Origin of the sequence: Streptomyces sp. NPDC051018 (assembly GCF_044456085.1) — a bacterium.
Classification (GTDB): domain Bacteria; phylum Actinomycetota; class Actinomycetes; order Streptomycetales; family Streptomycetaceae; genus Streptomyces.
On the sequence record NZ_JBITFN010000005.1, the window covers coordinates 35,389 to 51,159 of the forward strand.

Consider the following 15,771-nt stretch of genomic DNA (forward strand, 5'->3'; position numbering starts at 1 on the left):
CGCCCGTACGGCCACCGGCCCCCGGGTCCTCACCCGGCCCCGGGCCGTCGGGCGCGGGGCAGGCTCCGGGATCCGGGCCTCCGCCCCGGCCCCACCTCGGCCGGAGAGCAGGAGGTGTCCCCCGCCGGGCGCCTGCCCGCGCCCATCGGCCCGTCCGTCTCGCCGCCCGGCGTGAGCGCCTCGTCGCGCCACTGCCCCGCCGTGATCCCGCCCTCCCGGTGGTCCTGCTCCTGCTTCCGGGGATCGCCGAGGATGTCCCCGGCGGTGTGCTCCGCCTCGCCGATGCCTTGCGTACCGTCCCGGATCAGCCGTTCGAGCGTCTTCCGGGGAACCTCGGCCAGGCCGGACAGGGCACTGATGCCGGTCCTCGCCGACGAGGCGCCCCGGCCGGGGATGGCCGGGCCGGTCATCGTGCTTCTCCCGCCGGGCACCGCGGGAGGAGCCGCGCCCGGGAGGACAACGGCCCTCAGAACCGCCCCCCGCCCATCCGGCCACGGGTGCCCCCGCCGCCGAAACTGCCGGGTCCGCCGCCGCCGGCGCCGTACCCGAGTCCACTCCCGGGGCTCCCGCCCCCGAAACCTCCGCCACGGCTTCCGCCCCTTCCCCCGTCGAACACTCCGCCGAGGATGATCCCGCCGAGCACCGCGCCCCCGAGCCCACCCCCCGCGCTTCCTGCTTCTTCTACACCGCCCGGACCGAACGGGTTCCCGAATCCGCGCACATCTTCTTCGGCCAGGTCCTGCGCCCGCCGGGCCGGGCCCTCCGCCTGCCGCGCTTCGGCCAGCGCGTCCCGCGCTTTCCCCGTCCGCGCGGCCTCCCGGGACCGCGCCAGTCGCCACAGCGCCTCCGCCAGCCCGGTCCGCGCCTCGCAGCCGACCGCGCCCCGGTGCGTGGTGATGTAGTCGTCGGCGGCAGCGGCCGAGGACTCGGCGACCAGTGCCGCCAGGTCCAGCAGCGCCCTCGCCCGCGCCGCCTCGCGGCTGCCGCGCGCCCCGGCGAGCACTTCGTCCAGGGCCGCGGCCGCCTCCCCGAGCCGCCGCAGCGCGTCGATCGGGTCGTACGGACCGGCCTCCATCTCCCCGCGTACCCCCACCGCCACCGCGTCCGCGCGGGCGATCAGGCCCTGGAGTCCCGCCGGCTGCCCGGCCGGGGTGTCCCGCGGTGTTCCGCGCGCCTGCGCCAGATCGCCGTCCGCCTCGGTCAGCGCGCCCGGCAGCCTGCCCGCCGCTTCGGCCAGTTCCCGGGCCCGCCGGTCCACCGCGTCGATCAGCAGGCCCGCCTGCGCGAGGGCGCCCTCGGCCGCCCGTATCTGTACGGCGGCCGTGCCGTCGCCCGATGCCTCGATCGCCGTACGGGCGCGGTCGAGAGCGGTCTTCGCGAAGACGAGCCGGTTCTGGGCCTCCTCGGCGTGGTGCGCGACGGGTGCGGAGGCCGAGAGGGCGTAGCGGCCGCGCATGACCGTCAGCGTGGCCTCCGCCGTGATCATCCGTCCGTTCAGCTCGCTGTAGACGCCCTGTGCCGCGGCGAGTGCCTGCGGGGCGGTGTCTGTTAGGGCCCGCAGCCGGTCGAAGTCCTCCGACTCCGCGTCCAGCCGCCGGTCGGCGACGGCGCAGCGCGCCAGGATCTCCTCCAGCAGCCGCCGCCTGGTGGCGTCGCCCTCCGGGGCGGCGTCGTCCAGCTCCCGGCGCAGCCGGAACGCCGCCGTCAGCTCGTTCCCCGCGTCGGCGACCGCGTCGGTGAAGGGCGCCGTCGCGGCTTCCCCCAACTGGGCGGTGGCGAAGCCCAGCTCCTCCCGGCTGGTCAGCAGCGCGTCGTCGGCGGCGACGAGTGCCTGCCGGGCCCGGGCGTCCAGTTCGGCGAGCGGCGGTGCGGAAGGCTCCGGGAGTTCACCGCCGCCCCAGCCGGTCTGTCCGCCCCGCGGTGTGCTGCGGGTCGCCGTACGTCTTCTGCGCTTGACTTGGCTGTACGCGGCGACCGCGCCCGCGCCGACGATCAGCGCGACCGGGAGCACCAGGTCCCCGGCCCCGGTCCGGGCCGGCGCCGCACCCGGGCCGCCCGGAATCACGGCGGGGACGGTTACGGGCCGGGCGGAGGTGTCCCGCACAGAGAACGAGAAGAGCTGAGGCCGTTCGTCGTGGAAGAGCGGGCCGGGCGGCCGGGCGGCCTCCGGCCCGTGGGCACCGGGCGCGCCCGCGGGACCGGGGATCCGACCGTCGCGGGCCGGGGCGGCGGGGGCATCGGCGGGAGCGCCGGGTCCGGCGTTTACGGGGGTCTTGACGGGTGGGGCGACCATGCCGGAGGCGGCGGGCACGCCCGGCCACCCTGCCGCCAGCACCGCGGCAGCGAGGAATCCCAAAGCCGTTTGCGTCACATTTGGGAGATTATGTCCGCCCCTTGAGGGGTGCGACCTGGCGTGAAGTCGCCAAGGGCTCGTCACTGTCCGTAGTCGCGCCTACGGTTGAAGACCAGAGGACGCCCAACGGCGGACGGACGCCGAGCGGTCCCGGCCGCGGTATGCCGCGCCCGGCTGGGACTCGGGCGCACACACCGTCACCGGGACCGTCCGGGAGAAGGGAGGCAGGGAGGAGGTACGGGGACGGCCGGCCGGCACACGAGCCGAGGCGGGCCGCGGCCGGCCGGGGAGTGCCGTCACAGCAGTGTCGCCCGCCCGGAGAGCGCACCGGGCGGACGGGACCGCGACGACTCGGCCGACCGGGACCGGGACGGTCGGCCGCGACCGCGGCCGCGACGACACTGTCGGCCGGTTAGGACTCGCCCCGTCGTTTGATCTTGTTACCGAGCCACACCAGCGGGTCGTACTTCCTGTCCACCGCACGCTCCTTCAGGGGGATGAGCGCATTGTCAGTGATCTTGATGCCCTCCGGGCACACCTCCGTACAGCACTTGGTGATGTTGCAGTAGCCGAGCCCGTGCTCGTCCTGCGCGGTCTTCTTGCGGTCGAGACCGGTCTCGGCCGCCGCGTCGAGGGGGTGCATGTCCAGCTCCGCCACCCGCATCAGAAAGCGCGGTCCGGCGAACGCCGCCTTGTTCTCCTCGTGGTCGCGCACCACATGACAGGTGTCCTGGCACAGGAAGCACTCGATGCACTTGCGGAACTCCTGCGACCGGTCCACATCGACCTGCTGCATGCGGTAGTCACCCGCCGCCACCCCGGGCGGCGGGACGAACGAGGGCACCTCGCGTGCCTTGGTGTAGTTGAAGCCCACATCCGTCACAAGATCGCGCACCACGGGGAAGGCGCGCAGAGGAGTCACCGTGATCGTCTCTTCACGCGAGAACACGGACATCCGTGTCATACACATCAGCCGCGGCCGGCCGTTGATCTCCGCGCTGCACGAACCGCACTTGCCCGCCTTGCAGTTCCAGCGGACCGCGAGATCGGACGCCTGGGTGGCCTGGAGCCGGTGGATGATGTCGAGGACGACCTCGCCGTCATTGACCTCGACGGAGAAATCCTCGAGATCACCGCCCTCCTGGTCACCCCGCCACACCCTGAAGCTGGCTTGGTACGAACTCACTCGTAGAGCTCCTCTTCGGCGAGGTACTTGACCAGCTCCTCCTTGTCGAAGAGGGCGAGCAGGTCCGGACGGATGGGGTCGGTCGTCTTCCGTACGAGCGCGATCTGGTCCGCCGCCGGATCGGCCGTCGCCGATCCGCCCGTGGGATCGACCAGTTGGCACAGCAGATTGACCCGCCGCCAGTCGCGTTCCATCGTGGGACAGTCCTCACGGGTGTGCCCGCCACGGCTCTCGGTGCGCTCCAGGGCGGCGCGGGCGATGCACTCGCTGACCAGCAGCATGTTCCGCAGGTCGAGCGCGAGGTGCCAGCCGGGGTTGAACTGCCGGTGGCCCTCGACACCGGCCCGGCGGGCGCGGACCCGCAGGCCGGCCAGCCGCTCCAGCGCCTGCTCCATCTCGCCCTCGCGGCGGATGATGCCGACCAGGTCGTTCATGGTCTGCTGCAGTTCCCGGTGGAGGGTGTACGGGTTCTCCGGTGGCCCGCCGTCCGGGGGGCCCTCGCCGCTGAAGGGGCGCAGTGCCTCCGCCGCCGCCGTGTCCAGCTGATCGTCGTCCACCAGAGGAGGTGTCTCGATGTCCTCCGCGTACTGCGCCGCGTGCAGTCCCGCGCGGCGGCCGAAGACCAGGAGATCGGAGAGTGAGTTTCCGCCGAGCCGGTTGGAGCCGTGCATACCGCCCGCGACCTCGCCCGCGGCGAACAGACCCGGGACCCCGACGGCGGCGGCGCTGTCGGAGTCGACCGCGATACCGCCCATCACATAGTGGCAGGTCGGGCCGACCTCCATCGCCTCGGCGGTGATGTCGACGTCCGCCAGCTCCTTGAACTGGTGGTACATCGACGGCAGCCGCCGGCGGATGACCTCGGCGGGCATCCGGGTCGAGACATCGAGGAAGACCCCGCCCGCGGGTGAGCCGCGGCCGGCCTTGACCTCGGAGTTGATGGCGCGGGCCACCTCGTCGCGCGGCAGGAGTTCGGGGGGACGCCGGTTGTTGTCCGGGTCCTCGTACCAGCGGTCGCCCTCCTCCTCCGTCTGCGCGTACTTCTCCTTGAAGACATCCGGGATGTAGTCGAACATGAACCGCTTGCCCTCGGAGTTGCGCAGTACCCCGCCGTCGCCGCGCACCGACTCCGTGACGAGGATGCCCTTCACCGACGGCGGCCAGACCATGCCCGTCGGGTGGAACTGCACGAACTCCATATTGAGCAGCGGTGCGCCCGCCAGCAGCGCGAGGGCGTGCCCGTCGCCCGTGTACTCCCAGGAGTTGGACGTCACCTTGAAGGACTTGCCGATCCCCCCGGTGGCGAGGACGACCGAGGGTGCCTCCAGGACGAAGAAGCGTCCCGACTCCCGCTCGTAGCAGAAGGTGCCCGCCACCCGGGCGCCGCCTTCGTCGTCGGCGCCGCCCTGATCCTTCAGGATCCGGGTGACGGTGCACTCCTGAAAGATCTTCAGCCGTGCCTCGTAGTCGCCGAACTCGGCCTTGTCCTCCTGCTGCAGGGCCACGATCTTCTGCTGGAGGGTGCGGATCAGTTCCAGGCCGGTGCGGTCGCCGACATGGGCGAGCCGGGGGTATTCGTGTCCGCCGAAGTTGCGCTGGGAGATCTTGCCGTCGGCCGTGCGGTCGAAGAGCGCACCCCAGGTCTCCAGCTCCCAGACCCGGTCGGGGGCCTCCTGGGCGTGCAGCTCGGCCATCCGCCACTGGTTGAGGAACTTCCCGCCGCGCATGGTGTCGCGGAAGTGAACCTTCCAGTTGTCTCCGGCGTTCACATTGCCCATGGAGGCGGCGATCCCGCCCTCCGCCATGACCGTATGGGCCTTGCCGAAGAGGGACTTGCAGATGACCGCCGTGCGGGCGCCCCGCTCGCGGGCCTCGATGGCGGCGCGCAGACCCGCCCCGCCCGCGCCCACCACGACAACGTCCCACTGCTGGCGTTCGAGTTGGGTCATGTCAGAAGAACCTCGGATCGTCGATGGCACCGGACGCCACGAGATACACGTAGAAGTCGGCCAGCGCGACGCTGATCAGGGAGGCCCACGCGAGGAGCATGTGACGCTCATTCAGCTTGCCGACCCAGCCCCACAGGCGGTAGCGCACGGGATGCTTGGAGAAGTGCTTCAGCCGGCCGCCGATGATGTGGCGGCAGGAGTGGCAGGAGAGGGTGTACGCCCAGATCAGCACGATGTTGACCAGGAAGATGAGCGTGCCGAGGCCCATATGGCCCCACTCGTAGTCCTCGTTGCGGAACGAGAGCACGGTGTCGTACGTGAGGATCGCGGCGACCGGGATGGCCGCGTAGAAGAAGTACCGGTGGATGTTCTGGAGGATGAGCGGAAAGCGGGTCTCACCGGTGTACTTCTTGTGCGGCTCGGCGACCGCGCAGGCGGGGGGCGAGGCCCAGAAGCCCCGGTAGTACGCCTTGCGGTAGTAGTAGCAGGTCAGCCGGAAGCCCAACGGGAAGATCAGGATCAGCAGCGCGGGGGACAGGCCCCACCAGCTCCCGAAGATCTCCCAGTTGGGGCCGCCCTTCATCGGCTCGCAGCTCTCGGCCAGGCAGGGCGAGTAGAACGGCGACACATACGGCGCCGCGTAGTAGTCGGCGTTCGAGAACGCCCGCCAGGTCGAGTAGACGATGAAGGCGACCAGACCACCGGCGGTCAGGGCCGGTGACAGCCACCAGCGGTCCGTCCGCAGATGACGGGGGGCGATGGCGGCGCGCGTGGCGCTGTGCACACCCGTATGGATTTGTGGTGGTTCGGTACCAGTGGACAACGAAGGTCTCCTAGGGAGCGTGCCGGTCTCGGACGCCCAGCCCCTCGTCGTCCGAGTCCGTCCACAGAGCGTTGTTGTACGGAGCGTCGGGGATGGTGACCAGCTCATGGCGGGCTGCCGGCTTCGGTCCTCGCTGTGCGGCCGGACGGGTGCCACGGGGCTGATCGCCTGCGCCACGTAGCTGATCGACGGTCCGCTCCAGCTCTCCGACACGCTGAACCAGTTCGTCGAGGCGGCGCGTGATCGTGGTCAGTTCTTCCTGCTGGGACATGACTTGCCCTCACTTCCGCAGGGTGCGGTGGCGTCGTTCATGCGCCTGCGAGTGTTGCGCGTCACTTCCCCCCTTGTGAAGGGACGTGCAGTGGATTCCCAGCGCAGGCGTTGCCAGTGCGCCCAGTGTTGTCTGATTCTCGCTGTTCCTATTTTCACCATGTTTGTACGGTTGTGACCGGTTTTTTGCTGGTCTGCTCGGGTGACTTTGCCGCGCGTCGCCCGGAGGATGCGCCCCCTGGCGTACTCCGTCCACTTCAGTGGGGCGGAATCGGTGTGATCATCTCCAAATTCCGCGAAACGGAATGACCAGGACGAAGAGGTAGACCCATGGCCCAGGCCCGGACCTCCAAGACCCTCCGGACCCGGAAGCTCCGCTCCGTAGCGCTGTTCACCAGCGGGGTGCTCACGATCCCCGCTCTGGCGGGGTGCGGCGCCGACGAAACCGAGCGCACCGGCCAGGCCACGGCCCAGGACATCGCCGCGACCTCGCGCGACCGGGTCGGCGACGGCGGCACCCTGAGCTGGGCCGTCGACACCATGCCGACCACGCTCAACGCCTTCCAGGCCGACGCCGACAGCTCCACCACCAGGATCGCCGGGGCGGTGCTCCCCGCCCTCTTCACGCTCGACCAGAACGGCCGGCCGCAGCGCAACCCCGACTATGTGGAGTCCGCCGAGATCGTCGAGCGCGAGCCCAAGCAGGTCGTGCTCTACAAGCTCAACCAGAAGGCGGTGTGGAGCGACGGCCGGGAGATCGGTGCGCCCGACTTCGTCGCCCAGTGGCGGGCGCTCAACGGCAGGAACAGCGCGTACTGGACGGCACGCAACGCCGGGTACGAGCGGATCGAGAAGATCCAGAAGGGCGCCAACGACCTCCAGGTCAAGGTCACCTTCTCCAAGCCGTACGCGGACTGGCAGTCGCTGTTCACCCCGCTCTACCCCAAGGACATCACCGGCACACCGGCCGCCTTCAACGACGGAGCGCGCACCAGGCTCAAGGCGATGGCGGGGCCGTTCCAGCTTGAGGCGATCAACCGCAAGGCCAGGACCGCGACCCTGGTACGGAACCCCCGCTGGTGGGGTGACCAGGCCAAACTGGAGCGCCTCGTCCTGGCCGCCGTACCGCGCGACAAGCGTGCCGCGGCCCTCGCCGACGGCCGGGTGGACGTCGCCGAGGTCGACCGGACGGCCGCCGACCGCATCTCCCTCGCCCTGCGGCACAAGCAGACGGGCGGCAGCCGGCCGGGCCACGGGCCCGCCGCCGCCCAGCCCCCGTCGGCCCTGCTGCGTTCCTGGGCCATGGCCAACGGTTCCGACGAGGAGCAGGCCGAGGTGGCCCTGGCCGCGCGCAAGCGGACCGCCGAGGCGATCCGGGTCTACGGCACCCAGCAGGCGGCGCTGCGGAGCTTCGTGGTCCGCAAGTCCCTGGAGCCCGCCTACACCCAGCTGGCGCTCAACGGGGAGACCGGACCCCTCTCCGACGACCGGGTGCGCCGGGCCGTGGCCCGCGCGCTCGACCGCAAGGAATTGGCCGAGACCGTACTGCGCCCGCTCGGGCTTCCCGCGAGCCCGCCCGGCAGCCATCTGGCGCTCGAGGGCCAGCGCGCGTACACCGACAACAGCGGCGCGCTCGGCGAGCAGAACACCCAGGAGGCGCAGGCGCTGCTCGCCGACGCCGGCTGGACCCCCGGCGGAGCGCTGAAGAAGCCCGCCCCGGCCAAGGCGGGCGGGGAAGTGGGCGCGTCGGGCAGCAGCGCCGGTCCCTCCCCGTCCGAGGAGTCGGACGACGAGAACGGCAAGAACGGCAGCAAGAACGGCAAGAACGGCAAGAAGAACGACGGCAAGAACAAGGGCGGGAACCGGGCCATGCGCGCCGGGCCCGACGCGCCGTCCGCCGACGGGCTGTACGTCGTCGGCGACGAGAAGGCCCGGCCCGGCAGGGGAACCGACGGCTCGTTCGTCCTGGCACCCGCCCCCGTGGACTACGTGGACCTCTCGCGCCAGCCCCGGGCCGAGACCGACGGCGGGGACGGCGGTTCCGCCGACACGGAGGACAAGGACACCGAGGGCGCCAAGGGGAAGGGCGGGGCCACGGGGGCGTACGCACCGGCGGGTACCGCCGCCCCCGTCGCCGCGGGCGGCCGCCTCGGCAAGGATGGCAAGCCGCTCTCCCTCCGTCTGGTCCTGCCCTCGGGCCCGGGCACCGAGGCGGTGCGCGCGGTCGGTGAGAAGATCGTCCGGATGCTGGACAAGATCGGCGTACGGACCCAGATCACCAAGGTCAGCGACGAGAGCTACTTCACGGACCATGTGGCCTCCGGCCACTACGACCTGGCCCTCTACTCCTGGCCCGCCACCGCCTACCCGGCGACCGACGCCCGGCCGATCTACTCCAAGCCCGAGCCCGCGAGCGACGGCTCCCTGCTGGTCGAGCAGAACTACACCCGTGTCGGTACGGACTACATCGACCAGCTCTTCGACCAGGCGGCCTCCGAGCTGGACGAGGACGAGGCCCGTGAGCTGGTACGCCGGGCCGACGCCCGGATCTGGGCCGCCGCCGGGTCCATCCCGCTCTACCAGCGGCCCGAGCTGGTGGCGGTCAGGTCCACCGTCCTCAACGCCGGTGCCTTCGGCTTCGCCACGCCCCGCTACCAGGACGTCGGGTTCAAGAAGTCGGCGCTCAAGAAGGCGGCACCCGCCCGGACCGTGCCCAGCGCCCCCGAGGGGGCCGCGAACGGGGACGGGGCGGACGCCACCCCGGAGTCCGGCGACTCCACCGAGGAGTAGGCCCCGCGCGAGGGCACTTCCCAGGGCCCCCGCGGACCCACGGGCCCCGGCAACCCCCGGGGCCCGCCGCCGGGACCCCTGCCTCCCGGGCCCGACACCCCGGGCACCCCGGATCGACACCCCCGACACCCCGGATCCCCGTACCCCGGATCCCCGCACCCCGGCCCGACATCCGCACCCCCACATCCCGGGCCCGACACCTGCCTTCCCGCACCCCGGCACACCCGAAAGCCCCGGCACCCCCGGGGCTTTCCGGTGCCCGGCGGCCTGCCCGCCGGAGGGCCGCCGGAGGGCCCCCGGGACAGGATCACGGGCAGGCCGTTTGACCGTGGTTCAAAAGCTCCGCCGCCGCAGTTCCACGCTCCGGCGCATCCGTGCGCACCCCCTCCCACCAGCGCGCCCCGCCCACGCCGGACGGCCCCGCCCGTGCCGCCCGGCGTCTCCCGCACCGGACGAGGAAGCCCGGAATCCCACGGGCCCGTACCATGGGACGAGCCGTGGCGTGTCCGCCCCGGCGGGGCGTACGAGGAACGTACGAGGAATACGAGAACCACACCGCCCTCACGAACGCCGCATCCCACGATCGAGAGAAGCGCCAGCCAGCTATGCCCACGCGCCACGACATCCGTAACGTCGCCATCGTCGCCCACGTCGACCACGGCAAGACCACCCTGGTCGATGCCATGCTGAAGCAGGCCGGAGCCTTCGCGGCCCACCAGCAGCTCGACGACCGCATGATGGACTCGAACGACCTGGAGCGTGAGAAGGGCATCACGATCCTCGCCAAGAACACGGCGGTGAAGTACCACCCGAAGGCGGGCGGTGCGCCCATCACGATCAACATCATCGACACCCCCGGCCACGCCGACTTCGGCGGCGAGGTCGAGCGCGGCCTGTCGATGGTGGACGCGGTCGTGCTGCTCGTCGACGCCTCCGAGGGCCCGCTCCCGCAGACCCGCTTCGTACTCCGCAAGGCCCTCCAGGCCCGGATGCCGGTGATCCTCTGCATCAACAAGACGGACCGCCCGGACTCCCGTATCGACGAGGTCGTCAACGAGACCTACGACCTGTTCCTGGACCTGGACGCCGACGAGGACCAGATCGAGTTCCCGATCGTCTACGCCTGCGCCCGCGACGGCGTCGCCTCGCTGACCAAGCCGGCCGACGGCACGGTCCCGGCCGACAGCGACAGCCTGGAGCCGTTCTTCTCCACGCTGCTGGAGACCGTCCCGGCGCCCGAGTACGACGAGTCCGCGCCGCTCCAGGCCCATGTCACCAACCTGGACGCCGACAACTTCCTCGGCCGGATCGCCCTGCTCCGTGTGGAGCAGGGCGAACTGCGCAAGGGGCAGACGGTCGCGTGGATCAAGCGTGACGGCTCCGTCGCCAGTGTCCGCATCAGCGAGCTGATGATGACCGAGGCGCTCACCCGCAAGCCCGCCGAGGTCGCGGGCCCCGGCGACATCTGCGCGGTCGCCGGCATCCCGGACATCATGATCGGCGAGACGCTGGCCGACCCGGAGAACCCGGTCGCGCTGCCGCTGATCACGGTCGACGAGCCCGCGATCTCCATGACCATCGGTACGAACACCTCGCCGCTGGTCGGCCGGGGCGGCACCGGCAAGGGCGCCGAGAACAAGGCCGCGGTCAAGGACCGCAAGGTCACCGCCCGCCAGGTCAAGGACCGTCTCGACCGCGAGCTGGTCGGCAATGTCTCGCTCCGGGTCCTCGACACCGAGCGCCCGGACGCCTGGGAGGTGCAGGGCCGAGGTGAGCTGGCGCTGGCCATCCTGGTCGAGCAGATGCGCCGGGAGGGCTTCGAGCTGACCATCGGCAAGCCGCAGGTGGTCACCAAGGACGTCGACGGCAAGGTCCACGAGCCCGTCGAGCGGATGACGATCGATGTCCCCGAGGAGCACATGGGCGCGGTCACCCAGCTCATGGGCGTCCGCAAGGGCCGGATGGACAATATGTCCAACCACGGCTCCGGCTGGGTGCGCATGGAGTTCGTCGTGCCGTCGCGCGGTCTGATCGGCTTCCGTACGGAGTTCCTCACCAACACCCGTGGTACCGGTATCGCCCACTCGATCCACGAGGGCCACGAGCCCTGGTTCGGCGCCCTGACGACCCGCAACAACGGCTCGCTCGTCGCGGACCGGTCCGGGGCCGTCACGGCCTTCGCGATGACCAACCTCCAGGAGCGGGGTGTCCTCTTCGTCGAGCCGGGCACCGAGGTCTACGAGGGCATGATCGTGGGCGAGAACTCCCGCTCCGACGACATGGACGTGAATATCACCAAGGAGAAGAAGCTCACGAACATGCGCTCCTCCACGGCCGACGTCTCGGAGTCGATCGTGCCGCCGCGCAAGCTCTCGCTGGAGCAGTCCCTGGAGTTCTGCCGTGACGACGAGTGCGTCGAGGTGACCCCCGAGGCGGTCCGGATCCGCAAGGTGAACCTGGACGCCCGCGAGCGCGCCCGCGCGGCCTCGCGCGCCAAGCACGGCTGACGCGCGCCCTCCGAGCGGCCGCGCGCCCTCCGAGCGGGCAGGCGCCCCCGAAGGCACACAGGAGCCCCCCAGGGGTCACACGCTCCCCGGTAGAGGGGGCGCACCGTGGTGCGGTGAGCGCAGGGTGAGGCACGAGACGACGAACGGCTGGGGCGGTCCCGGGAGTTGGGGCCGCCCCAGCCGTTTGCCTCTGTCCGGAGGGTGGAAAACTGATGGATTGGACCGCGTTCGGGGGCCCGGCGTCAAACGGGTTTTCTACCCCGCCCGTCCGACTATCGGGCGTAGCTCACCGGAAACCTGTATTAACAGTCCGTTTCGGGGGTGTCTGTCTGCGATCCCTTTGTCCGAATTTTGGGCCTCAGGGGCTGACTGATGTTGCCAAAACGAGATGCTTTAAGTGTGGTTTACGGCCCGAACTTACCCAATAGTTGGCTTCACTGAGCTCGGGTCAACGGGTCATGCGCTGTGGGGAGTGCTGACTCACGAGCACACGGGGTACAGCTCTCCACCGTCAGGGGTGTCGGTGGATTGTCTTGTGCCCAACCTTGCAGTGAACACGTGGACTCATGAGGAGGAACCCATGCGCGGTGCCGCGAGCGCCAGTGGGGTCGGGTCGTCACAGCATGCCTGGACGGCTGGTTTCCAGCGCATTCCATCCGGTCGCGCCGCCGGCGGCGGCAGCGGACAGCGATTCTGAGCCCCGGTCAACCGCTCGGCTCGCGCTCCTGAGGGTGGAATCAATCCCTATTGACACTCTTTCCTACCGATTTGCCCGTGGGTGATCCCACCGGCGTGAGGTAGTACGGCCCACACCTGCCCGAAAGGTGTCGGCCGGTGACAGGGATCGTCACGCGGCAGTACCAGACGTACGAGTGCACCCACTCGGCCGTCGACGCTGCCGTGCGCAGGACGCGGGTCACCCGACACCCGTGAATGGACACATCATGACCAGTCCAATCGAGACTGAGGGCGCCACCTCCGTCGCCTTGGACAAGAAGACCGCGACCGAGACCGACTCCGCCGGGGAGAAGGGCCACATCGGCCGTTCGCCCGGCCAGCTGATGTGGGCGCGCTTCCGGCGCGACCGCGTCGGCATGATCGCCGCCGCCGTCGTGCTCTTCTACTTCGCGATCTCCGCGCTGGCCCCGGTGATCTCCGCGCTGTACGGCAAGGACCCGTACACGCTCTACCCGAGCGAGCCGGGTTACGAGGACATCCTCGACGACTTCTCGATGCCGTCCGGCTCCTTCGGCGGTGTGTCCGGCGACTTCTGGTTCGGCGTCGAGCCCAACCTGGGCCGGGATGTGTTCACCATGCTGCTCTACGGCATGCGCACCTCGCTGTTCATGGCGCTGATCGTCACCCTGCTGACGGTCATCACGGGCGTGATCATCGGCATGGTCAGCGGCTACTTTGGCGGCAAGGTCGACTACTGGCTCAGCCGGATGACCGACTTCTTCCTGGCCTTCCCCCAGCAGCTGTTCTTCATCGCCTTCATGCCCGTGGTGACCGCGCTGTTCGTCTCTCCCACGGACGAGACCCCGACCTATCTGCGGGCCGTCGCGATCATCCTGGTGATGTGGTTCCTGGGCTGGATGAGCCTGGCGCGACTGGTGCGAAGCTCCGTACTCTCCCTGCGGGAACGGGAGTTCGTCGAGGCGGCCAAGGTCTCGGGAGCCTCCCGGTGGCGGATCGCCTTCAAGGAGATCCTGCCGAACATCGTCACACCGATCCTGGTGCAGGGCACCTACATGCTGCCCTCCACCATCCTGACCATCGCGTTCCTCTCGTACGTCGGTGTCGGCTTCGTGGAGCCCACCCCCGACTGGGGGCGGATGTTCGCCGACGGCAGCGAGGTCTACGAGCAGAACCCGGCGTTCCTGCTCTTCCCGGGTGTGGCCCTGGTGATCTTCATCCTCGCCTTCAACCTCCTCGGCGACTCGGTTCGGGACGCCTTCGATCCCAAGACCGGACGGTGACGCCCGTGGGCGGGGGCCGCTGCCGCCCCCGCGCCGGGCAACCGGTCGGTCGGGCAGCCCTTCGATGAACAACAACGGACAGGTAGGTGCATCGAGCATCATGAACATGCGATCGCGCTCAACGCGCGTCATAATCGCCGCGGCAGCGGCCGGATCCCTGGCGCTCACCGGCTGCGCCAAGGACGACGGCGACACCAAGGACGAGTCCAAGTCCAAGCAGGACGCCGCGGCCCAGTCGAAACCCGTCGTCTACGGCGACGCCGCCGCCTCCACCGGCCCGGCCGCGCCGGTGACCGGAGCCAAGCCCGGCGGCACGATCACCGTGTACATGGAAGCCGACATGAGCCATCTGGACCCGGCTCAGATCTATGTCAGCGACGCGGGCCAGTTCTCCAACCTGGTCCACCGCGGGCTGACCAACTTCCAGGAGGACGAGAAGGGCAACCTGACCGTCGTCGGTGACATCGCCACGGACGCCGGCAAGGCGAGCAACGACAACAAGACCTGGACGTACACGCTCAAGGACAACATCAAGGACGAGAACGGCAACCCCATCACGTCCGCCGACGTCCGGCACACCATCGAGCGCATGTACTCGAAGATGATCTTCGACGGTCCGAGCTACGTCCAGAGCTGGCTCTCCGGCAAGGACTACCGCAAGGCGCTGCCGGACGGCCCGTACAAGGGCAAGCACCTGCCGGACACCGTGCTCGCGACCCCGGACGCGAAGACCGTCGTCTTCAACTTCAAGCAGCCCCAGGGTGACCTGCCCCAGGCGCTCGCCATGGCCGGATACAGCATCGTGCCGGAGAAGGCGGACACCAAGGAGGCGTACGACAAGAAGCCCGTCGCCCTCGGCCCGTACAAGATCGCGGACCGCAAGCCGGGCAAGTCCATGACGCTGGTGAAGAACACCAACTGGGACCCCAAGACGGACGCGGTGCGCCACCAGTACCCGAACGGCTACAACTTCAACCTGACGGTCGACCAGGCCAGCCAGACCAAGCGCCTGATCGCCGACCAGGGCGAGGCCAAGAACGCCATCCAGTTCACGGACTCGGTCGATCCGACCATGATCAAGGATGTCATCAACACCCCCGCGGTCAACAAGCGCAGCATCAAGGGCTTCCAGCCCTACGTCTGGCAGATGTCCTTCAACCTGGACTCTCCCAAGATGAAGGACAAGAAGGTCCGCGACGCCATCACCCACGCGATCCCGAGCAAGCGGATGATCGCCGCGGACGGCGGTAAGTACGGCGGTGAGCTGGCCGGCGGTCTGATGGGACCGACACTGCCGGGCTACGACCCCAACTACGACCCGTACGGCAAGCTGAAGAAGCCCAACGGCGACCTGAAGAAGGCCCAGGAGCTGCTGGAGGAGGCCGGCGTCAAGAAGGGCACCAAGCTCACCTACGCCTACGCCACCGCGCCGCGCAGCCAGAAGCAGATGGTCATCATCAAGGAGACGCTGACCAAGCTCGGCTACGACGTCCAGGCCAAGGAGATCGACCGGGCCACGTTCTACGAGCAGATCGGCAAGCTCAAGAACCCCTACGACCTGTACATGACCGGCTGGGGCCAGGACTGGCCGTCGCCGTCCACGGTCATCACCCCGGTCTACGACGGTGAACTGATCGGCGACGGTCAGCCGAACTACTCGCACATCAACGACCCCAAGGTCAACGAGGGCATCAAGCTGGCTTCCGAGCTCTCGCCCACGCTCGCGGCCAAGGAGTGGGAGAAGACCCACCACCGGATCGTCGAGGAGATCAACCCGGCCGCCCCGGTCTACTACGCCAAGCAGATCCAGCTCTCCGGCTCCAACATCGGTGGTTCCCGGTACAGCACCGAGTCGAGCTACATCGACATCAACAGGCTGTTCCTGATCAACCCGTAGGACTCGACCCGGGGGAC

Annotated in this window: 10 protein-coding genes; 4 read left to right on the top strand and 6 right to left on the bottom strand. The window is 69.7% G+C overall.

The genetic code is table 11. The annotated features are described in order from the left end of the window. Positions 1–29: 29 nt before the first annotated feature. From ACIBCM_RS10885 to ACIBCM_RS10910, 6 genes are all read right to left on the bottom strand, one after another. Positions 30–410 (bottom strand): hypothetical protein, encoded by a 381-nt coding sequence (locus ACIBCM_RS10885; protein WP_399241688.1) that lies wholly within the window; start codon positions 408–410, stop codon positions 30–32. A gap of 56 nt (positions 411–466) precedes the next feature. Further along, positions 467–2,371, bottom strand: a complete 1,905-nt coding sequence (locus ACIBCM_RS10890; RefSeq protein ID WP_399241689.1) for a TPM domain-containing protein — start codon at positions 2,369–2,371, stop codon at positions 467–469. Positions 2,372–2,765: 394 nt separating this feature from the next. Next, positions 2,766–3,539, bottom strand: a complete 774-nt coding sequence (locus tag ACIBCM_RS10895) for a succinate dehydrogenase/fumarate reductase iron-sulfur subunit (protein ID WP_399241690.1) — start codon at positions 3,537–3,539, stop codon at positions 2,766–2,768. Continuing rightward, on the bottom strand, positions 3,536–5,488 hold the full coding sequence (locus ACIBCM_RS10900) for a fumarate reductase/succinate dehydrogenase flavoprotein subunit (RefSeq protein WP_399241691.1): 1,953 nt from the start codon (positions 5,486–5,488) through the stop codon (positions 3,536–3,538). Before ACIBCM_RS10900 ends, ACIBCM_RS10895 begins: the two co-directional genes overlap by 4 nt. Position 5,489: 1 nt before the next feature. Beyond that, positions 5,490–6,311, bottom strand: a complete 822-nt coding sequence (locus ACIBCM_RS10905; protein WP_399241692.1) for a hypothetical protein — start codon at positions 6,309–6,311, stop codon at positions 5,490–5,492. A gap of 10 nt (positions 6,312–6,321) precedes the next feature. Further along, entirely contained in the window at positions 6,322–6,582 is a 261-nt protein-coding gene (locus tag ACIBCM_RS10910; RefSeq protein ID WP_399241693.1) for a hypothetical protein, read from the bottom strand. 329 nt (positions 6,583–6,911) lie between these two features. Between ACIBCM_RS10910 and ACIBCM_RS10915 the strand changes: the two genes are divergently transcribed. The 4 genes from ACIBCM_RS10915 (at position 6,912) to ACIBCM_RS10930 (ending at position 15,754) form a co-directional block, all read left to right on the top strand. After that, positions 6,912–9,371 (top strand): ABC transporter family substrate-binding protein, encoded by a 2,460-nt coding sequence (locus ACIBCM_RS10915; protein ID WP_399241694.1) that lies wholly within the window; start codon positions 6,912–6,914, stop codon positions 9,369–9,371. Positions 9,372–9,976: 605 nt separating this feature from the next. Continuing rightward, a complete protein-coding gene (gene typA, locus ACIBCM_RS10920) occupies positions 9,977–11,878 on the top strand; it encodes a translational GTPase TypA (RefSeq protein ID WP_399241695.1) in 1,902 nt (633 codons plus the stop codon). A 944-nt stretch (positions 11,879–12,822) separates the two neighbouring features. Further along, positions 12,823–13,857 carry an ABC transporter permease gene (locus ACIBCM_RS10925; RefSeq protein WP_399241696.1) on the top strand — a complete coding sequence of 345 codons (1,035 nt, stop codon included), beginning with the start codon at positions 12,823–12,825 and terminating at the stop codon, positions 13,855–13,857. A 106-nt stretch (positions 13,858–13,963) separates the two neighbouring features. Next, entirely contained in the window at positions 13,964–15,754 is a 1,791-nt protein-coding gene (locus ACIBCM_RS10930) for an ABC transporter substrate-binding protein (protein WP_399241697.1), read from the top strand. Positions 15,755–15,771 lie beyond the last annotated feature (17 nt).